Annotated in this window: 17 protein-coding genes; all 17 read right to left on the bottom strand. The window is 29.0% G+C overall.

Translation table 11 applies throughout. The features are described 5' to 3' along the window. Positions 1 to 110 precede the first annotated feature (110 nt). A complete protein-coding gene (gene asrC, locus CKV72_RS10590) occupies positions 111 to 1,058 on the bottom strand; it encodes a sulfite reductase subunit C (protein WP_089863335.1) in 948 nt (315 codons plus the stop codon). 13 nt (positions 1,059 to 1,071) lie between these two features. Then, entirely contained in the window at positions 1,072 to 1,893 is an 822-nt protein-coding gene (asrB, locus tag CKV72_RS10595) for an anaerobic sulfite reductase subunit AsrB (RefSeq protein ID WP_089863333.1), read from the bottom strand. Further along, entirely contained in the window at positions 1,868 to 2,869 is a 1,002-nt protein-coding gene (asrA, locus tag CKV72_RS10600) for an anaerobic sulfite reductase subunit AsrA (protein ID WP_089863331.1), read from the bottom strand. Before asrA ends, asrB begins: the two co-directional genes overlap by 26 nt. Positions 2,870 to 2,884: 15 nt before the next feature. Further along, positions 2,885 to 3,655 carry a formate/nitrite transporter family protein gene (locus CKV72_RS10605; RefSeq protein WP_089863329.1) on the bottom strand — a complete coding sequence of 257 codons (771 nt, stop codon included), beginning with the start codon at positions 3,653 to 3,655 and terminating at the stop codon, positions 2,885 to 2,887. A gap of 79 nt (positions 3,656 to 3,734) precedes the next feature. Then, positions 3,735 to 4,436 carry a Crp/Fnr family transcriptional regulator gene (locus CKV72_RS10610; protein ID WP_089863328.1) on the bottom strand — a complete coding sequence of 234 codons (702 nt, stop codon included), beginning with the start codon at positions 4,434 to 4,436 and terminating at the stop codon, positions 3,735 to 3,737. Then, positions 4,417 to 6,171, bottom strand: coding sequence for a pyruvate kinase (gene pyk, locus CKV72_RS10615; RefSeq protein ID WP_095178240.1), 1,755 nt, complete (start codon positions 6,169 to 6,171; stop codon positions 4,417 to 4,419). The genes CKV72_RS10610 and pyk overlap by 20 nt, the downstream gene beginning before the upstream one ends. A gap of 22 nt (positions 6,172 to 6,193) precedes the next feature. Continuing rightward, a complete protein-coding gene (pfkA, locus tag CKV72_RS10620; RefSeq protein WP_089863324.1) occupies positions 6,194 to 7,153 on the bottom strand; it encodes a 6-phosphofructokinase in 960 nt (319 codons plus the stop codon). Between the two features lie 201 nt (positions 7,154 to 7,354). Continuing rightward, positions 7,355 to 10,837 (bottom strand): DNA polymerase III subunit alpha, encoded by a 3,483-nt coding sequence (locus CKV72_RS10625; RefSeq protein WP_095178241.1) that lies wholly within the window; start codon positions 10,835 to 10,837, stop codon positions 7,355 to 7,357. A 21-nt stretch (positions 10,838 to 10,858) separates the two neighbouring features. Continuing rightward, complete coding sequence (locus tag CKV72_RS10630; RefSeq protein ID WP_089863319.1) at positions 10,859 to 12,205, bottom strand: DRTGG domain-containing protein; 1,347 nt, start codon at positions 12,203 to 12,205, stop codon at positions 10,859 to 10,861. A gap of 2 nt (positions 12,206 to 12,207) precedes the next feature. Continuing rightward, a complete protein-coding gene (gene whiA / locus CKV72_RS10635) occupies positions 12,208 to 13,164 on the bottom strand; it encodes a DNA-binding protein WhiA (RefSeq protein ID WP_095178242.1) in 957 nt (318 codons plus the stop codon). A gap of 11 nt (positions 13,165 to 13,175) precedes the next feature. Further along, positions 13,176 to 14,507: a gluconeogenesis factor YvcK family protein gene (locus tag CKV72_RS10640; protein WP_089863316.1), complete on the bottom strand. Its 1,332-nt coding sequence runs from the start codon at positions 14,505 to 14,507 to the stop codon at positions 13,176 to 13,178. After that, the gene (gene rapZ / locus CKV72_RS10645) at positions 14,504 to 15,388 is read right to left on the bottom strand and encodes an RNase adapter RapZ (RefSeq protein WP_095178243.1); all 885 of its coding nucleotides are present in this window, start codon (positions 15,386 to 15,388) and stop codon (positions 14,504 to 14,506) included. The genes CKV72_RS10640 and rapZ overlap by 4 nt, the downstream gene beginning before the upstream one ends. A gap of 137 nt (positions 15,389 to 15,525) precedes the next feature. After that, positions 15,526 to 16,449: a UDP-N-acetylmuramate dehydrogenase gene (murB, locus tag CKV72_RS10650; protein ID WP_095178244.1), complete on the bottom strand. Its 924-nt coding sequence runs from the start codon at positions 16,447 to 16,449 to the stop codon at positions 15,526 to 15,528. Between the two features lie 141 nt (positions 16,450 to 16,590). Next, on the bottom strand, positions 16,591 to 18,462 hold the full coding sequence (gene uvrC / locus CKV72_RS10655; protein WP_095178245.1) for an excinuclease ABC subunit UvrC: 1,872 nt from the start codon (positions 18,460 to 18,462) through the stop codon (positions 16,591 to 16,593). Between the two features lie 24 nt (positions 18,463 to 18,486). Beyond that, positions 18,487 to 19,095 carry a metal-dependent hydrolase gene (locus CKV72_RS10660; protein WP_095178246.1) on the bottom strand — a complete coding sequence of 203 codons (609 nt, stop codon included), beginning with the start codon at positions 19,093 to 19,095 and terminating at the stop codon, positions 18,487 to 18,489. Positions 19,096 to 19,105: 10 nt separating this feature from the next. After that, the gene (locus CKV72_RS10665) at positions 19,106 to 20,002 is read right to left on the bottom strand and encodes an HD domain-containing protein (RefSeq protein ID WP_095178247.1); all 897 of its coding nucleotides are present in this window, start codon (positions 20,000 to 20,002) and stop codon (positions 19,106 to 19,108) included. Between the two features lie 19 nt (positions 20,003 to 20,021). Beyond that, positions 20,022 to 21,452: a peptidoglycan D,D-transpeptidase FtsI family protein gene (locus CKV72_RS10670; RefSeq protein ID WP_095178248.1), complete on the bottom strand. Its 1,431-nt coding sequence runs from the start codon at positions 21,450 to 21,452 to the stop codon at positions 20,022 to 20,024.

The raw sequence follows: 21,452 nt of genomic DNA on the forward strand, positions 1-21,452 counted from the left end.
ATAAATAAAAAAATTGCACCCTTTACAGGTGCATAATAAGAATCAGTTGTCCAATTTAAAATATACTAGACTATTATATTATTATAACTCTAATTTTAAAATATTATTCATTAAAATTTTATTATATCCTCTACTTTTGCTTTAGGATTCAAGTTAACATCTTTTAATGCCCACTTTTTAAATTCTTGATATCCTGTTCTATCTACTATATAACCTATATGTTCTTTTCCTCCTGGAGCATTTCTATCTATATATTCATTAATATAATCATAGGTATTAAGTATTATTTTTATTATACTCTCTTCATCTATCCAAGTTATAAAATCAGCAGCTAATCTAGGATTTTTTTTGCCTGTCCTTCCCATAATAACCAATTTAAAATATTTGTCTTCACTTCTGGACCAAGCAGAGGTCGGACATTTATTTATGCATTCTCCACATCCTATACACTTGCTATGATCTCTTACTACTTTATAATTTTCAAAGCTTAATGCTCCTGTAGATTTTTTCTTGCAAGTATCCACACAGGCCTTACAGCCTATACATCTATAAGAATCATATTGTGGTTCTGTCATACCTATAATCCCAAAATCTTGCATTCTCGCCTTTATACAGTCATTAGCACACCCTGTTAAGGCTATTTTTACATGGTAATCATTTGGAAATATAGCCTTTTCTATTTTCTTTGCAAATTTTGTAGTATTGTAATTTGCAAAAGGACAAACATTATTTCCTATACATGCAGATACATTTCTAGTACCTGATGCTGAGTATCCATTATTTGTACTTTCTTGATTGATTTCTAGTCCTTCTATAATAGGTTGAAGTGCTTTATTAACTTCTGGAATGTATTTCATTGGTATACCAGGTATTTCAAAACCCTGTCTTATAGTTATATGCAATGTTCCATTGCCATAAGTTTGTGCAATATTTTGAAGTATATTTAAATACTTAGCATCTAAATATCCTCCTGGTACCCTTACCCTAACTGCCGTTTTACCTCTCTCTTTTGTAACCCTAAATGCATTTTTCTTCAAAGCCTTAGTATTTATATCCATTCCCTTATCACCCCTAATCTATAAGTCTCTTGGCTTGAGTATAATTAAACACTGGTCCATCTAAGCATATATAAGTATCATCTATTTTACAATGACCACATTTTCCTACTCCACAACACATTTTTCTCTCATAGGATACCCATATATTTTCTTCTCGTATTCCTTTTTTCAAAAATTCTTGTACCGTAAATTTCATCATAATAGGAGGTCCCACTATTATTACATTCGCTTCTTCTATGTTTTTTATATCTACCTTGTCTACATATTTTGTTATAAGCCCAACATTTCCTTTATAATCTTCCTTAGCATTATCAACTGTTAATATAACTTCTATATTTTTCCTCCAACTTTCTATATCTTCTTTAAATAATATATCTTCAGGTGACTTAAATCCGCAAAGTACATTTAAACTTTTCACATTATTAATATTATTTGTAAAATATTCTATTACACCCTTTACTGGAGCAAGTCCTGTTCCACCTGCTGCTATAATAAGTTCTTTTCCCTTATATACGTCTACATCAAATCCATTACCATAAGGTCCTCTCATAAAAAAGTGTTCTCCAGGAAAAAATGTGTGTACTACATCTGTTACTTTTCCCACTTTTCTTATGGTTAAATCTATATAATTTTTTCCTATACCACAGACAGATATAGGTGCTTCTCCATATTTAGGAATTGATACTTCAAAGAATTGGCCTGGTTTTACTTCTCCTTTGTACTCCATTCTAAAAGTATAATCTATATCTGTATGAGGAATTATTTCTAATATTGTTGATTTAAAAGGTAAATATATATTGTTTTCCAATTTAATTCTCCTCTCCAATTTCAGCATTTAACTTATTAACACAATTTGAAAATGAAATATATTCTGGACATGCATCATCACATCTTCCACATCCAACACACATATGATATCCAAATCTTTTATTGAAATCATGTATCTTATGCATTACCTTAAATCTCATTCTATCCCCTTTATTTTTTCTAAATTCATGTCCTCCAGCCATAGTTGTAAATCCATCTATCTGACAAGATGACCATACTCTTCTTCTTTCGCCAACATTTTTATTATCCTTATAAAATATATCCTGCATAGTAAAACAGGCACAAGTTCCGCAAACTGTATTACATCTTCCACAGGCTATACATCTTGATGAATATTCTTTCCAAAAGTCCGATTGGAATATACTATTATCCAATATCTTAGGAATTTTTACTTCTAATTGATTTTCTTCTATAAATTTAGGTTCTACTTTTTCATCTTTAAAATCTTTAAACATATTTAAAAAATCTTCATCTTTACACTTTACTAAAACTTTATCTTGTTGTCTTTTTACAAATAGTGAATAATCCTCTGTTTTATTTGTTCCCATGCTTGTACAAAAACAATTTTCAAAACTTTTTTCACATTCTATCAATACAAATTTAACTTTTTCTCTAAGTCTTTTATAATATATATCTTCATATCCATTTTTTAAATAAATTTCATCTAATCTTTTTACAGCATGTATATCGCAACTTCTTAAGAATATAAGAATATTTTTTTTATCTATTTTAGGTTCCAACACCTCATCTTCAGTAAAATAAAATAGTGTTTGTGTTATAGGTAATATGGTCTCTTTAGGAGAGAATAATGATTTTTTATTAAATTCTATCTCATCTATAGTTTTTACTTCTCCATATCTAACCATATCTGTATCTGAAAATGTGCCTTTACCTTTTAAAAGTTTTGGTGCATATATTTTATAATTTTCTGATATCTTGTCTAAGATATAATTAAAATCCTTTAATTCCATTTTAAATCCCAATTTTTTTCCTCCTCTTTACCTTTGTTTTTTAGATATATACCAGTACGTCCATCCTATAAATAAAGCTCCTCCTATAAAATTTCCTAAAGTTACCCATAATAAATTATTCATCAATCCTAAAAGTGTAATTTCTACTCCATGAGGTATAATATAAGCTACAGAAAACAATGTCATATTAGCTATACTATGTTCAAAACCTGTTGTTATAAAAGCAAATAGGCACCAAAATACCATTATAAGTTTTGCTCCTTCTTCTTTTAATTTAAAGAAACACCAAACTGCAAGACAAACTAGCATATTACACAATATTCCTCGTATGAATAGTTCCAAAGATGGTGCTGTTATTTTACCCTTTGCTCCATTTAATATAAATTTACCTATGTTACCTTTTGCTAGACCTGAATAAACAAACATTATTCCAAGTAAAAAAGAACCTATAAAGTTTCCTATATAACTAAAAATCCAAACATTTAGTGCAGATTTCCATGTTATTTTTTTCTCTAATGCTCCAACAGTCATTATAAGATTATTACCTGTAAACAATTCTGAACCTGCAACCAATACCAAGCTTAATGCAATACCAAAAGATACACCCATAATTATTTTAGTAAAAGGAGAATTAGTTGATGATAACATTCCTCCTATGCTAAAAATTAGCAATATACCAAATCCCACATATATTCCTGCTAACATTGAAGCTAATAAATACCTTATTTTGCTTTCCTTTAAAAGAGAATGTTTTTTTTCTGAAACAATTGCTAATTTGTTAATTTCTTCACTAAACACCCCTCAGCCCTCCTATATATTAATATTTATCATTTAATTTAACATTATCACAGTAAATAAAAAAAAGATGTGATTAATATCACATCCCTTTAAAATACCTAGAAAGGCTTTCTCTATTCTTAACTATTATCTTTTTGTCTTTAAACTCTATTAAATTACTTTTTTGAAAATCACTTATGCATCTTGAAATGGTCTCTCTGCTACTACCAAGCATATCTGCAAGATAAGTTACAGTAATATCCAAATTTATTAGTACTCCTCTATTTACTTTTACACCATAATCCTTACTTAACTTCCACAGTTTAGCTGCTAGTTTTTTATCCATTTTTATAGGTACAGTATTTTTTAACTGTCTATACAACCTTCTTATTTTTCTACCCATAGAATCTATTACACCCTTGTTAAATGTAAAATTGCTTTCCATAACCTTCAACATATCATTACTACTTAAAGACAATATTTGGCTATCTTCAAACATTTCACAACTTACCGATGCAGGCAATTTATCAAATATTACTTCGTTTACTATTTCACCCTTGTCTAAAATATAAATTACCCTTTTAGCTCCCATTTCAGATAATCTAAAAACAGTTACCTTTCCGCTATAAACTATATATATATTATTAACTAAATCTTTTTCGCTAAATAAAATTTCTCCTTTTTTTAATTTAATTATTTTAGATGATTTAGATAATGTAGACACTTCTTCTTCAGTAAGAGAATTAAAAATTGATATATTTTTTATTATACTTATCATAAAATCATATGGTAACCCTACCATTATATACTATTCCTCTTTTTACATCCATAGTTATAAAATATCCACTTTTTAACACATCCGTTGCTCCGCCTGCGCCACATATAAATGGTATTTCATTACTGATACATTCTATTGCTAAGTGAGAAGTTAATCCTCCTCTTTCTGATATAACTCCTGATACTCTATTTAATACAGAGACATAATCTATATCTGCATCTTTTACAACTAATATATCTCCACTTTCTACAACTCTTTCAGCTTCTTCTGGACTATTTACAACCTTAGCTATACCATAACCTGTATTATTTCCACTTCCTCTTCCTTGAACAAGTATATCTCCAACCACATGAACCTTTAACATATTAGTTGTACCTGAATAACTTACAGGTATTCCTGCAGCTATTACAACTAGATCTCCTTTTGTTATATACTCTGCTTTTAACGCTATTTCTACAGAGTTTTCTATTAAGGCATCTGTAGATGTAAATTCAGTTGTAAGAATCGGGAATACTCCCCAACTTAATGCTAATTTTCTTGCTACACTTTTATTTGGTGTAATTGCTATAATAGGACACGCTGGTCTATATTTTGAAACTGCTCTAGCTGTATATCCTGTTTGTGTAGCTGTTAATATAGCAGATGCATTTAATTCTGAAGCTGTTGTGCAGGTTGCTATACTTATTGCATTAGCTACACTTAGTACCCTTGTTTCTCTTTTTTTATTAAATATTTCATCATAGTTCATTGTTTCTTCTGCAGCTCTAGCAATATTAGCCATAGCTTTAGCTGACTCTATTGGATATTTTCCTCCAGCTGTTTCACCACTTAACATTACCGCATCAGTTCCATCAAATATAGCATTAGCTACGTCCGAAACTTCTGCTCTTGTTGGTCTTGGATTTCTTATCATAGAATCTAACATTTGAGTAGCTGTAATAACAGGTTTACCGGCTTTATTACATTTTTCTATAATCATCTTTTGAATTATAGGCACTTGTTCCATTTGCAATTCTACACCCATATCTCCTCTAGCTACCATTATTCCATCAGAAAACTTTATTATTTCATCTATATTTTCTACACCTTGTTGATTTTCTATTTTTGAAAATATTTGTATATCTGTACCACCATTTTCTTCTAAAACCTTTCTTATTTCTAAAACGTCTGAACCTTTTCTAATAAAAGATGCTGCAATAAAATCTACTCCTACTTCACATCCAAATTTAAGATCAGCTCTGTCTTTTTCTGTTAATGAAGGTAATGAAACATCTACTCCTGGTACATTTACGCCCTTATGGTTACTTACAATACCACTATTTTTAACCATACAATGTACTTTGTTTCCTTCTACACTTTCAACTTCTAAAGCTACAAGTCCATCATCTATTAGTATGGTATCTCCTTTCTTTACATCGTTGTGTAAATTATCATAAGTTATAGAACATTTTGTTTCATCCCCTAAAATTTCTTCCCCACAATATATAGTAAACTTATTTCCTTCTTTTAACTCAACAGTTTTATCTTTAAAATCCCCTGTTCTTATTTCAGGTCCTTTTGTATCTAATATTGTAGCAATATTTTTATTAAACTTATCACTTAATCTTCTTATTAAATCAATTCTTACTTTATGTTCTTCATATGTGCCATGTGAAAAATTATGCCTTGACGCGCTCATTCCAGCTTTTATTAATTCACTTAATATTTCTTCACTATCACTAGCTGGTCCTATTGTAAATACCATTTTAGTTTTTTGCATAAATGTTACCTCCTAAAAATTTTTAATATGATAAAGCCTTAGCTATTTCGTACAACTTTTCGTCAAATTTATGTTCAATTGACAGAGCTTCATGTATATCCATATCCACAATCTTATTATCATTTATTCCCACTACTCTAGACGATTTACCTTCTAATAATAATTCTACAGCCTTATTGCCCATTCTTGATGCTAATATTCTATCATTAGCAGTAGGACTTCCTCCTCTTTGTATATGACCTAAAACAGTAGCTCTTGTTCCTATACTAGTTACTCTTTCGATTGTTTTAGCTATTTCGTTGGCACTTCCTGCTCCTTCTGCTACTATTATTAGATTGTGCATTTTTCCATTTTTCTTACCTTCTAATATAGTTTTACATAATTTATCTATATCAAAATCTAATTCTGGAACAATTATACTTTCAGCACCACCTGCTAAACCTGAATATAGGGCTATATCTCCACAATTTCTTCCCATTACTTCCACTACACTAACTCTTCCATGAGATGTAGAAGTATCTCTTAATTTATTTATTGCATCTAATACAGTATTAACAGCTGTATCAAAACCTATTGTATAATCTGTGTATGGTAAATCATTGTCTATGGTTCCTGGTATACCTACGGCTTTAACTCCAAGCTTAGATAGCGCCTTTGCTCCTTGAAATGATCCATCTCCTCCAATTACAACCAAACCATCTACTCCAAATATTCTTAGAATATCAGCTGCTTTCTTTTGTCCTTCTTCAGTTTTAAATTCTTCACATCGTGCCGTCCTTAATCTAGTTCCACCTCTTTGAATTATGTCTGCCACACTTCTTCTTGTCATTTCAAATATTTCCCCATTTAAAAGGCCATCAAATCCTCTCTCTATTCCTAATACTGTTAATCCTTTATCCAAACCTGTTCTTACTACAGCTCTTATGGCTGCATTCATTCCAGGTGCATCTCCTCCGCTAGTTAAAACAGCTATTTTTTTCATTGGATATATACCTCCTTTGTACCGGTGGGACATTTTTAGTCCCACTCCATATATAGTTTAGTGTTTACTATTCTATATATTTATTGTAATAAAGTTCACTTCAATATTCAACAAAATATAAAAATTTTGTGATAAATGACAAGTATTTTAATAAAATTATAGTTCAACTTGTCATTTATCATTTAATAAAAACTATATTTTTTATACTACCTTTACATTTTCATTGCCAAAACTTCTTTTCATCCACTCTATAACTTCTATATTATTACTTAACCATAAATCCTCTTTTACAATATAAGTTTGATTAATTTCTTCTATATATAAATAAATAGGCGTATTTCCTAAATGCTGATTTGATATTATTCTTAATTGACTTAGAGAAGTTTTTAAATCATTTTTTCTTTCAATTCTTATATAGATTTTTTTCTCCTTCTCATATTGAGAAAATAAACTTATATCTTCACTAATAAGTTTTGGTGCTTCTCCTTCTCTTAAATTAATTCTGCCTTTTAATATAACAATTTCATCTTCAGATATAATATCTTTATATTTAGAAAGTATTTTAGGGAAAACTATTACTTCTATAGATCCATATAAATCTTCTACTTCTATAAAAGCCATCATCTGATTATTTCTTGTTATTTTCTTAGTTACATTAGTTATTATTCCACCAATTATAACTTTCTCTCCATCCTTTACTTTTCTTTCACTTTCTATTAAGTTTTCTTCTAACCCACTATCAGAAACTATATCTGATATATTTATAGATATTTTATTTTTCAAATCATCCTTATACTCATCTAAAGGATGTCCCGATAGATATAGTCCTGTCATTTCTTTTTCCATAGAAAGTATACTTTTCTTATCAAATTCATTTATATTTGGGTACTGTATCTCTAAACTACTTTCTTCAAGCTCTTCAAATAAATTTACTTGCCCTTGAATATTTTTCTTTTTGTCATTATTTATTGAATCTAAAACTTTTTCATGTACTGCCAACATTTGAGATCTAAAAATTTTAAAACTATCAAAAGCTCCTGCTTTTATTAAACTTTCCATAGCTCTTTTATTTATGCACCCTAAATCTAATTTAGAGCAAAAATCCTCTAAATTAATAAATTTTCCTTTTTCATTTCTGGTTTTTACAATATTCTCTATAGCATTTAATCCTACATTTTTAATAGCAGCTAATCCGAATCTTATCTTATTTCCTTTTACAGTAAACTTAGCATAACTTTCATTTATATCTGGCGGTAGTACCTCCATGCCTTCTTCTTTAGCATACCTTGTATAGTATGCTACTTTTTCACTATTACCCATGATGCTATTTAACATTGCTGCAATACATTCCGTAGGATAATATCTCATTAAATATCCTGTTTGAAAAGCTATTACCGCATAGGCTGCTGCATGGGATTTATTAAATGCATAAGATGCAAAATCCAGCATAGAATCAAATATTTTGTTCCCTATTTTTTCATCTATACCATTGCGTATGCATCCAGGTACTTCTATATTTCCATTTTCATCTATAATTCCATATACAAAATTTTTTCTTTCCTCTTCCATTACATCGTGTTTCTTTTTAGACATTGCACGTCTTACTAAGTCACTTCTTCCCATAGAGTATCCAGCTAATTTCCTAACAATTTCCATTACCTGTTCTTGATAAACCATACATCCATAGGTAACAGAGAGAATATCTTTTAATTCTGGTGTTACATATTCTATTTTCTCTGGACTCTTTTTATTAGCAATGTATTTAGGAATCTCTGCCATAGGCCCCGGTCTATAAAGACTTATTCCTGCTATTATATCTTCTAAGGAATCAGGTTTTAATTCCTTCATAAAGCTTGTCATTCCATCTGATTCCAATTGGAATACACCTACAGTTTTCCCCTCTCCTATCATTTTATATACTTCTCTATCATCAAAATCTAATTTATCTAAATCTATGTCTATTCCCCTGTTTTCTTTTATCATAGCTACAGCATCTCTCATTACTGTCAAAGTTCTTAATCCTAAAAAATCCATCTTCAATAATCCAAGTTCTTCTAGAGTTCCCATAGTAAACTGTGTAACTATATTTTCTTCATTTTTTTGTAAAGGTACATAATTTACTAATGGATGAGATGCTATTACTACTCCTGCTGCATGAGTAGAAGTATGTCTTGGTAATCCTTCTAATTTCATAGCCACATTTATTAAATCCTTTATCCTATAATCATTTTCATATATATCCTTTAGTTCTGGATTTAATTCTAATGCTTTATCAATAGTTATATTTAACATAGTTGGAATCATTTTAGCTACCTTGTCTACCTCTGCATAAGAATAATTCATTGCCCTTCCCACATCCCTTATACAAGCTCTAGCAGCCATAGTTCCAAATGTAATTATTTGAGATACATTATCTTCTCCATACTTTTCTACTACATAATCTATAACTTCTTGTCTTCTTTCATAACAAAAATCACTATCAATATCTGGCATGGACACTCTTTCAGGATTTAAAAACCTTTCAAATATTAACCCGTATTTAATTGGATCTATTTTAGTTATTCCCAAAGTATAGGCTACAATAGATCCTGCGCCACTTCCTCTTCCTGGACCTGTCATTATACCTTTTTCTGTAGCAAATCTTATAAAATCCCACACTATAAGAAAATAATCCACATATCCCATTTCTCTTATTACATTTAGCTCATATTCAAGTCTATTTTTTAATTTTTCATCTATAGTCTCATATTTTGCTCTTAATCCTTTATAACACAGATCTCTTAAATATTCATAATTATTTACTTTTTCCGGAAGAGGAAAGGTAGGCAACTTAGATTCATGAAAATTATATTTAAAATTACATTGTTCGGCTATTTTCACTGTATTTTCTATTGCATCAGGCACATGTGAAAATAAGTCATACATTTCTTTTGGAGATTTTAAATAAAATTCTCCTGTAGGATACTTCATTCTATCCTCTTCATCTACAGTTTTTCCAGTCTGTACACAAAGCAGTATATCATGTGCTCTAGAATCTTCTTTTTCTATATAATGCACATCATTAGTGACCACTAATGGAATTGATAATCTTTTAGACATAGCTATAAGTTCATTATTTACCTTAACTTGTTCTTTAAGTCCATGATCCTGCAGTTCTAAATAAAAACCTTCTTTAAATATTTCTTTATAGGTTAAAGCAACTTTTTCAGCTTTTTCTATATTTCCTCTTAATATATAGGATTGAATCTCTCCTCCTAAACAAGCACTTAAAGCAATTAGTCCTTCACTATGTTCTCGTAAAAATTCGTGATCCACTCTTGGTTTATAATAAAATCCATCTATAGATGCTTTACTGACAATCCTCATTAAATTTCTATACCCTATATCATTTTTAACTAAAAGAACTAGATGATATATATCATTATCATTATCTACTCTTTTAATATACATGGACTTTGGAACTACATATATTTCACAGCCTATTATAGGTTTTATACCTTCTTTTACAGCTTCTTTATAAAATTCTACACATCCATACATAACTCCATGATCTGTTATAGCAATGCTTTTCATACCTAATTTTTTAGCTTTTTTTATTAATTCTGGTATTTTAGCAGAACTATCTAAAAGAGAGTATTCAGTATGCTGATGTAAACTAACCCAATTGTATTCTTTATGTACCATAAAGCCCTCCTTTCTTGAAAATTATAATTTGTTTTCAATAGCTTTTATAGTTATTAAAGACTTTGCTATAAGATCTTTCTTATCATCAAATAAGTTCACTTCTACTTTATAAAAGGCTTTACCTAAAAACTCACAAAATGCTGTACTAGATGACATAATAGTAGCATTAGCTTCTATCTCTGTATCAATTTGTACTGGTTTCATAAAATAAGTTGATATGTTATCTACAAATAAATTTGTTACATCCATTTGTTTTAAATAAAAAGTAGCCATAGATGATATCAGCATATTTAATGAATTCCATGATGCTATACCTAAAGGATCTAGCATTTCAGGAGTTATTGTACCATAAAAATGCATAGATTTTTGTTTCATGTCACTTTTAAAATTTTTAAGAATTTCACTATCTAAATTTCTATAATCCTTATTCTCTTTTGATATATACTTTAATGCTTGTATTATATCCTGTCTCTTTACAGTGCCTATTAATTCCTTTCCTCTTATAACTGGATAAAAGTCATTTGCTTCTGTTTCTATAATATAATTAGCATAAGCTACAGAAGTTTTTCCCTCTAATGTAGTTACATTTTTTTTCATTATGGTTTCTATACTTTCTAATGGATTTTCCTCTAAAATATTTTGCAACTTTACTAATCCCAAAAATCTCATATTTTCATTAACTACTGGAATAACACTAACACCTTTAAATTTATTGCTATTTTCCCTTATCATATCGGCACATTCACCGATTTGAATATCATTTCTAAAGTAAAAAAATTCTTTGTTCATTATGTCTTTTACTAATAATATTTTCTTTTTTACTTTATTATGAAATATAGCTCTGTTTATCATCTTTGCCACTGTGAAAGTATCATACAAAGAACATATAACAGGCATACCTCTTGTATCTGCTAACTCTTTTATATAATTGCTACATTCAAATCCACCTGTAATTATTATCCCACAACCATTTAATAAAGCTAATTCTTGCACTCTTTCTCTATTTCCTACTATAATTAATGAATTTGGAGTTATATATTCTTTTATTCTTTCCAAAGTCATTGCACCTATTATCATTTTATTTATAGTTTTATGTATGCTTTTTTTCCCTGCTGCTATATTTCCATCTACTATATTTACAATTTCTCCATAAGTTATATTTTCTTCTCCATTATAATCTGGTTTTCTTATTCTAATAGTTCCAATTCTAGGTATAGTAGTTACAATTCCCATTTTACTGCACTCTTTTATGCCTTTATAAGCTGTTCCTTCACTTATATCTAGTAAATTAGCTATAGTTCTTACAGAAATTTTTGTGCCTATAGGCAATTGTGAAACATATCTAATAACTTTCCCATGCTTTGTCATAACTAAAAATCTCCCTCCTTGCTAAGTTCCTCTGCTATTTTTTCTATTCTTCTCAGCCTATGATTAACTCCAGACTTTCCTACAGGAGGGTTAAGCATTTCCCCTAATTCTTTTAAAGACACATCAGGATATTTTAACCTTAATTCTGCCATATCTCTTAAATTTTTAGGTAAGCGTTTCAATCCTATCTCTTTATTTATAAGGTTAATACTTTCTATTTGTCTTACAGCTGCATTTACAGTTTTACTTAGATTAGCTGTCTCACAATTTACTATTCTATTTATATTATTTCTCATATCTTTCATTATTCTTATATTTTCTAGTTGAAGTAATGAGGAATGAGCTCCTATTATATTTAATAGATCAGATATTTGCTCTCCTTCTTTTATATAAATTATAAAATTACTTTTTCTTTGGATTACTTTAGAATTCAAACCATAACTATTTATAAGCTTACTTAATTCATTAGCGTACATTTCATCATTGGTTACAAACTCCAAATGATACGTTTTTTCTGGATTACTTACACTGCCTCCACCTAAAAAAGCTCCTCTTATATAGGCCTTTTTAGTAGCATCATCATAAACTAAATTTTCTGATATATTATAATTTATAAAAAAACCTATTTCTTCTATTTTTACAACTTCTGTTTTTTCTAGTAATCTCTTAACTCCTTGTTTCTCATTTACTACAATTATGTATACATTATTCTTTTTAAAAGAATTACTTTTTTTGATCATTATATTAGTATGTATATTTAGTGTGTTTTTTAATATCTTAAATACTAGTCTAGTTATTGCCGCATTTTCTGTTGTGATTTTAAATCCCATACCTTTATTTTTTCCAAATGTTAAAGTTCCACTTGCTCTCATAATTGCTGATAATAAAGCCATAGCTTCTTTTTCTTCTAATTCATCATACCTACAAACTTCATTTTTTACTTTTGATGAAAACGACATATTCCCTTCTCCTATTTCTTGTTTTTTTCTTTTAATCTTTCAGATAAATAGAAATATTCTATTATCTTCTTTCTATCATATAATAGTTTTTTATCCATTATAGTTTCAATTAATATAGATGCCAACTTCTCTGAATTGTGTCTGACTACACCGTTTTTAGTATTCACAAAATCTGCTCCAATTATATTCACATTTAGATTTCTTATATTTTCCTCATCAATTTCTACTAAATGAGAAGTTTCTTCACAATACTTATTTTTTATATTTTTTTCTATCTTTCCTACATTAACAATTACATAATCAATTATACCACTTCTACTATGATTGAATATGGCCTTTATATGATCCGATACAGTATATCCTTCTGTTTCTCCTGGCTGTGTCATTATATTGGATACATATATCTTTAAAGCATGACTTTTCTCTAATTCACGTGAAATATCTTTTACAAGTAAATTAGGTATAACACTAGTGTATAAACTACCAGGTCCTAATATTATAGCATCTGCTTCTCTTATGGCACTTACTGCATCATCAACTGCTTTAGCATATTCTGGTTCTATAAACATTCTATCTATTCTGCTTTTTTGCTTTATAACTTCCTCTGGTATATTAGATTCACCTTTTACAATATTACCATTTTTCAATTTTGCTTTGAGTACCATATTATCCAAAGTAACAGGAACAACCTTTCCAGTTACCGCCAATACAGAACTTACCTTTTTTATAGCCTCTTCAAAATTATTTGATATTCCGTCCATAGCAGCTAAAAATAAATTTCCAAAACTTTGATTCTTTAGTCTTCCATCTTTAAATCTATATTGTAAAAGATCCTCCATTAAAGGTTCTGTATCTGATAATGCCAATATACAATTTCTTATATCTCCTGGAGGAAGTATGCCTAAATCTTCTCTTAAATCTCCTGAACCTCCACCATCATCTGCTACAGTAACTATTGCTGTTATATTGGAAGTATAGTATTTTAACCCTCTTAGCATTGTTGATAATCCAGTACCTCCACCAATAACTACTATTTTAGGTCCTTTTATTAATAATCTCTTTTCATATATTAAATTTTCTAACTTTCTAGAATCAAGAGAAACATTTATATATCCTTTATTTATAAGTGCAATAATAGATCTCATTCCCTGAGATGCAGAAATGTATATAACAAATATTCCTATTAATATTAAAAATATATAAAAAGCTATATAATAAATACTATATAAGTGATGATTAACAAATTCAAGTAAACCAAAAGCTATAAGAAGTATTCCCATAATGGCAAGTAAAACCCATCGTTTTACCTTTATTCCAGGTCTCAGCCAATCTATCAATTTCATAGTTTTTTACCGCCTTTATTATTATCCTCATATATGTCTCTATGATCCACATTAACTTTATGGCCATTTTTTTCTAATAATTTATATATTGAGTTTGCAATTGATACTGATCTATGCCTTCCTCCTGTGCAACCTATGGATATAATTAGTTGTCTTTTTCCTTCTTTAGTATAGTGAGGAATTAAAAATTCCAACATATCTCCTAATTTAGATATGAATTCTTTTGTTTGCTCAAATTCTAATACATAATCATAAACAGGTTTATCATTTCCTGAAAAACCTCTTAATTCTGGAATGTAATAAGGATTTGGTAAAAACCTTACGTCAAACAATAAATCTGAATCCAATGGTATACCATATTTAAATCCAAAAGATACCACTGTTATAGTTAGTTGAGCTTTTACTTGATCTTCATCTCCATATATTCTTGTAATCTCTCGTCTAAGATCCATATTAGTAAATTTAGAAGTATCAATTATATTATTGGCTACATCTTTAACTTCTTTTAATCTAGCTCTCTCCAATGCTATGCCATTCAATATTCTTCCAGATAAAGATAACGGATGATTTCTTCTAGCCTCCTTAAATCTTTTTACTAAAACTTCATCTGATGCCTCTAAAAACAATATTTCATACTTATAATTTTGATCTTTTATGTAATTTAGACTTTCAAATAAATCATCAAAAAATTCTCCACCTCTTATATCTATAACAAGAGCTATTTTATTTATTCTTCCATCAGTTTTATAACAAGCTTCTGCAAATTTAGGTATTAATGTTGGTGGTAAATTATCCACACAAAAATATCCTAAGTCTTCTAAACTCCTTATAGCTTGTGTCTTTCCTGCACCTGATAGACCTGTTACAATTACAAATCTCATATTTTATCCTCCTTATGCTAATTTATTTCTGCCAATGTAAATTAATCTTTAAATACATTATAAAATATTATTGAATTTATTAATATAGATTATAAAAAGAAAAGTTAAGGATATATTGTTTATCCCTAACTTATATACTAATTTAACTTGTCTTCTCCTATAATCAAAACTTCAGTGTGTAATTCTACATCAAATTTACTTTTTACCGTATCTTGTACTATGTTTATTAAATTTAGTATGTCTTTTGCACTAGCATTACCTTTATTTATTATAAATCCTGAGTGCTTTTGAGATACTTCTGCATCTCCTACATTTTTCCCTTTCAATCCACTTTCTTCTATAAGCTTAGCTGCAAAATATCCTTCAGGCCTTTTAAAAGTACTTCCCGCTGATGGATATTCTAAAGGCTGTTTTGTTTTTCTTTTCTCTGTTAATTCCTTTATTCTATTATATATATTTTTAGAATTTCCTTCTCTAAGTTTTAAAACTGCTTCTAAAACTACATACCCATTCTTTAATATAGCACTGGCCCTATAGCCTAACTCTAATTCATCTTTAGATAAATTTAGTATATTTCCGTCTTTATCTAAAACTAATGCACTTTCCACAACTTGTGATACTTCTCCATTATATGCTCCAGCATTCATGGTAAGTGCACCACCTATACTTCCTGGTATTCCACTAGCAAATTCAAATCCCTCTAAATTATTTTTGGCTGCTATATTTGATACTTTTGAAAGAAGCACTCCACTTTGAGCTATTATTCTATTTCCTTCTACTCTAACTTTATTTAGTTTACAAAACTTTATTACTAAACCTCTAATTCCTCCATCTCTTACAAGCAAATTTGATCCATTGCCCATTATAAAATAAGGCACATTATTTTTTCTTGAATGCTTGATTGTATATTGAACCTGTTCATAGGATTCGGGAGTAACTAATATATCTACTGGGCCCCCTACTTTGAAAGAAGTGTGGTTTTTCATAAGTTCATTGGTTTTCACATTTTCACAACTTAAGTTTTTAATCAAATCCGAAATAAAATCCTTGTATTGGTTCATATTTCCTTATCTCCTTGAACTTTAATTTTTTGTATCATAAATAAGTATAATGTATAAGTCCTTCTTAGGCAATACATTAAAATTTATATTTATTTATCATTTTTATCAAATAATTGAAATACTATTCAATTATTACCTTATTTATTGTAATTGATTTGGAGTAAAAAATTCCTTAATACTCAATGCAGATTTTTTATCCATAGATGGAGTTTCTAACAATTGTTCTACTGAAGCTTTTTTTATATTTTCTATACTTCCAAATTTCTTCAAAAGTTCCTTCTTCCTAACAGTTCCAATATTAGGTATATCATCTAATATGGATTTTAAAACCCTTTTATTTCTCAAAGTTCTATGGTAACTAATTGCAAACCTGTGTACCTCATCCTGTATTCTTGTAATTAGTTTCATCACATTACTATCTAATGAAATAATCTTCTCAGTATTATTATATATAATACCTCTAGTGGTGTGACTATCATCTTTAACCATGCCAGCCACTGGTATTTCTATATTAAGTTCTTTTAATACCTCTAAGGCTACATTCACATGACCTTTTCCACCATCTATCAATATTAAATCTGGAAAAGCTGAAAACTTACCTGAACTAAATTTTAAATTTTTCTGCTGTATTTGTTGAATTTCTTCTATGCCTCTTTTAAATCTTCTTCTTAGTATTTCTCTCATGCTATCGTAATCATTAGCACCTTCTACTGTTTTTATTTTAAATCTCCTATAATCACTATTTTTACTTCTTCCATTTTCGAATACTACCATACTCCCTACAGAATCTACTCCCTGAATATTTGATATATCATAGGCTTCTATTCTATTAGGTATATCATCAAATCCTAATACATTAGCTAACTCTTCTAATGCTACTTCATGCAAAGCTTTATCTTGAAGATATTTTATTTTAAATTGTTCTAAGGTAAGTTTTGCATTTTTTTTAACTAAATTTAGAAGTTCTTTTTTTTCTCCTCTCTTGGGAACTTTTATCTCCACCTTTGAACCTCTCCTTATGGTAAGCCATTGTTCTAATAGGAATTTATCCTCTATATGTGGAACATATACAGTCTTAGGAACAAATGCGGTCCCACCATAGAAATTTTTTATAAATTCACATATTATTTTGTCTTCTCTTTCATCAGAAGTATGTTCTAAAATAAAATGTTCCCTCCCCATTATTTTGCCCTCTCTAACAAAAAATATCTGAACGCAACTATCTTCTTTATCTTTAACTATGTTTATATAGTCATCATTTTGAAAGTTTCCCATTATGATCTTTTGCTTTTCCGTTATCTTTTTCACTGCAAAAATTTTATCTCTAAGGGATGCGGCTTTTTCAAATTGAAGACTATTAGAAGCTTCTTTCATTTCACTTTCTAATTTATCTATTATATTTTTATCTTTTCCTGATAATAATTGTATTATATCTTCTATTATTAAAGCATACTTTTGTTTTGAGATATGTGCTCCACAAGGCGCTGAACATAATTTTATATGATAATTCAAACATGGTCTTGTAGGCCTATCTCCCTCTTTTATGTATCTTTTACAACTTCTTATGGGAAATATTTTTTTTATAAGCTCTATAGTTTCCCTTACCGCTGAATAATCTGTATAAGGTCCAAAATATTTGCTACCATCTTTGGCTATAGTCCTGCTAATAAAAACTCTTGGGAAATCTTCATTTATTGTTATTTTTATATATGGATAGCCTTTGTCATCTTTCAATAATATATTATATTTAGGTTTATATTTTTTTATTAAATTACACTCTAATATTAATGCTTCCATCTCTGAATCTGTAATTATATATTCAAATTCAGAAATATTGCTTACCATAGCCTTTACTTTTTCTGAATGATTTTTAGACTGTTGAAAATACTGTCTTACTCTATTTTTTAGTATTTTTGCTTTTCCAACATATATTACTTCATCAAGTGAGTTTTTCATTAAATAAACCCCAGGTTTATCTGGTAACATCTTTAACTGATACTCAAAATCAAACATCTATTCCTCCATTATTATTTAACTTTATAACTTTATAATATTAGGTAATCTGTATATTATGTATCCGTATCCTAATATTACAATTAAATTTTCTAATATATTTCCTGCCTTAGAATTGGTTCTAACTGTTATAGGTAATTTTATATTTCCATCCTTAAAAGGATAAAACAATGGCACTCCTCGTGGAGTAGCCATATCACATAATAGATGGGAACCATATCCAATCATAAAATAGTATATTATATTGTGTATATTATATATATTACCAATGTATCCTGCTATAACAGAAAACATAATCATACCTGTTAAACTGTGGGTAAGACCATTTCTATGTGAAGATATGGCAATAAAAATAAAAAGTATTCCTATAGCCTTTATATGGGGTATGCCACCACTAGTCATACTATACCATAAGAAAATTATACCTATACAAATGTACATTATAACTTTAGTAAATTTATTTTTAAAAGGTAGAATATATTTGTTTATCATGCTTTTAGGATGATCTATATCTGGCAATAAGGACCCCACAGCCACTACTCCTAATGATATTATATTAAAATCAAGAGATAACTTTTCATATAGAGCTATAGATGTGACTATTCCTACTCCTAAATGAGTTTTACCTTTCATAGCTTCCCTACTATATTTTATTTTCGATGGCATTTACAATTTGACTATCTACAATATCTGCCATATTCAACAATACATCCTCTATCCCTTTAGGCTCAAAATTTCCATATTCTCCATGGTGAGCTAATATAGAGTAACAAATATCATCTAAATCTTCTTCTGTTAAAGGATTACCCATTTCTACATTTATCTGTCTTATATATGCTGCTCCTAAAACTAAGTGATCCATTTTTATATCTTTTCTTCTAATTATTCCATCAAAATCATATTCTTTTATTTTCATTATATCATGTACTATAGCTTTTAACATAAGTCTATCTTTATCTATAACATTATCAGCATTCATATAAAAAGGATTAGTAACATAATCTTTTAATATACTTTCTATAGTCTTCATAACTCCAACAGTGTGAAGAAAAAGTCCGCCCCGTTTATTGCCATGAAATTTTTCAGCTGCTACACAGCTTAAGAAATCCTTCCATCTCTTTTCATTATATCCATTTGCTCCAGTAGCACCTATGGCTATTTTTTTATATTTTTCTTCTAAATTATTTACTATATTATTAAAATATTCTATTAAACTTTCTGGAATATCATATTCTGGTACATAAAGACCATAGTCTATTTCTTCGTTAACTATATTAATTATTGGATTCCTTATTTGTATGTTTCCATTAAATCTTGTAACTATTCCTTTAATATTAACTACTAAATTTATATTTATATGAGAATTCAAATTTTCATAATTATCCCATACTGGAAAAGCTATGGTTCCCGTATTATCTTGCATAACTAACATTAAATAGGGACTGCCATCTTTTTTCCAACCAGTTTTTTTGTCGCTTATTAATGCATTAAATTCAACTCTTTCTCCATTATTTAAGTTTTCTAATTCTTGAATTTTCAATACAATCCCCGCTTTCTTTTTATTTATATAGTGCTGTTCTTATTATTTGAGAAGCTATTTGAGAAGCTATTCCTCCTCCTTGACCTCCTTCTTCTACTATAACTGCAATGGCAATTTGAGGGTCCTCATAAGGTGCAAATCCCATAAACCATGAATGAGGTAAATATCCATATCCTCCTTCCTTATGGTCCGCTGTTCCTGTTTTTCCACAAACTCTTATACCTTCAACAGCTGCATTTCCTCCTGTTCCTTCTGAAACTACTGCTTCCATAAGATCTTTAATTATAGTTGCAACATCTTTACTTATAATTTCTCCTAAGGATTCTGGATCTTTTTTATCTATAGTTATTCCTTTATTATTAACTACCTCTTTAACTATATATGGTTTCATCATTATTCCATCATTAGCTATAGTACTAGATACTAGAGCCATCTCCATTGGTGTAGCCAATAAAGAGGCCTGCCCTATTGCACTTTGTGCTATATTTCCTTTTTCATAACTTTTAAGAACTGGGAATCTACTATTTTCTATAGCTATATCTGGAGAAGGTATATCCTTATTAAAGTAAAAGTCCTCTGCAGTTTTTTTAAGACTTTTATTTCCTAAATCTAATCCCAATTGTCCAAAAACTACATTACTAGACCTTATAAAGGCTGTTCTAAAATTTATGCTACCCAAAGCAGCTCCTCCATAATTTTTTAATGATTGTGTTTCATTAAAAACCAAACTTCCATTATCCACAAAAATTTTACTCATCAATCCATCTATATTTTGTAATGCACTTGCAGAAGTTACTACTTTAAATATAGATCCTGGTGGATATAATCCAGAAGTTGCTCTATTTAAAAGAGGTCTGTTTTCATTTTTATTTACATCTTCCCATATCTCTTTAAGATTATTGGGATTATATGAAGGTTTTGATACCAATGCTAACACTTCTCCAGTTTTAGGGTTAAGTGCTACTATCGCTCCTTTTTTATCTCCTAATAATTCATACGCCTTCTGCTGTAAATTAAAATCCAAGCTTGTCTTTAGGTTGTTTCCATATTTCTCTTTAACTTCATCTTGTTCTATTTTAAATATATTTTTTATATCTTCTTTAAAATCAGTGCTGGAAAGTTGTTCATCATATCTTCTCTCTATACCTGTTATACCATATTGAGGATTTATATATCCTAATACATGAGCAAAAGCTTCTCCTCCTATGTATTGTCTTTTTTGAGTTTTTGCATCTATTCTAATGCTTTTAGTTATTTCTTTATTATTCCTATCATATATAGTTCCTCTTAGAACTTCATTCTTTTTAGCCCATATTCTTCTATTGTATTGACTAGATACTATTTTAGGTCCAACAAATATTTCAAAATACGTTATATACATAAATAATCCTAAAAAACATATAAGAAATACTATCATTACTTTTTTTATATTATTTGAAATATCATTCAT

Source organism: Clostridium cochlearium (genome assembly GCF_900187165.1).
Lineage (GTDB): Bacteria > Bacillota > Clostridia > Clostridiales > Clostridiaceae > Clostridium_G > Clostridium_G cochlearium.

Excerpts from the sequence above, each read along its gene's own strand:
- CKV72_RS10610 (WP_089863328.1), bottom strand. The coding sequence starts at position 4,436 with ATGGTAGGGTTACCATATGATTTTATGATAAGTATAATAAAAAATATA.
- murB (WP_095178244.1), bottom strand. The coding sequence starts at position 16,449 with ATGAACCAATACAAGGATTTTATTTCGGATTTGATTAAAAACTTAAGT.
- asrB (WP_089863333.1), bottom strand. The coding sequence starts at position 1,893 with ATGCTGAAATTGGAGAGGAGAATTAAATTGGAAAACAATATATATTTA.
- CKV72_RS10670 (WP_095178248.1), bottom strand. The coding sequence starts at position 21,452 with ATGAATGATATTTCAAATAATATAAAAAAAGTAATGATAGTATTTCTT.
- CKV72_RS10625 (WP_095178241.1), bottom strand. The coding sequence starts at position 10,837 with ATGGTACATAAAGAATACAATTGGGTTAGTTTACATCAGCATACTGAA.
- CKV72_RS10660 (WP_095178246.1), bottom strand. The coding sequence starts at position 19,095 with ATGAAAGGTAAAACTCATTTAGGAGTAGGAATAGTCACATCTATAGCT.
- CKV72_RS10630 (WP_089863319.1), bottom strand. The coding sequence starts at position 12,205 with ATGACAAAGCATGGGAAAGTTATTAGATATGTTTCACAATTGCCTATA.
- asrC (WP_089863335.1), bottom strand. The coding sequence starts at position 1,058 with ATGGATATAAATACTAAGGCTTTGAAGAAAAATGCATTTAGGGTTACA.
- pfkA (WP_089863324.1), bottom strand. The coding sequence starts at position 7,153 with ATGAAAAAAATAGCTGTTTTAACTAGCGGAGGAGATGCACCTGGAATG.
- CKV72_RS10640 (WP_089863316.1), bottom strand. The coding sequence starts at position 14,507 with ATGAAATTGATAGATTGGCTGAGACCTGGAATAAAGGTAAAACGATGG.
- whiA (WP_095178242.1), bottom strand. The coding sequence starts at position 13,164 with ATGTCGTTTTCATCAAAAGTAAAAAATGAAGTTTGTAGGTATGATGAA.
- uvrC (WP_095178245.1), bottom strand. The coding sequence starts at position 18,462 with ATGTTTGATTTTGAGTATCAGTTAAAGATGTTACCAGATAAACCTGGG.
- pyk (WP_095178240.1), bottom strand. The coding sequence starts at position 6,171 with ATGCAAAAAACTAAAATGGTATTTACAATAGGACCAGCTAGTGATAGT.
- rapZ (WP_095178243.1), bottom strand. The coding sequence starts at position 15,388 with ATGAGATTTGTAATTGTAACAGGTCTATCAGGTGCAGGAAAGACACAA.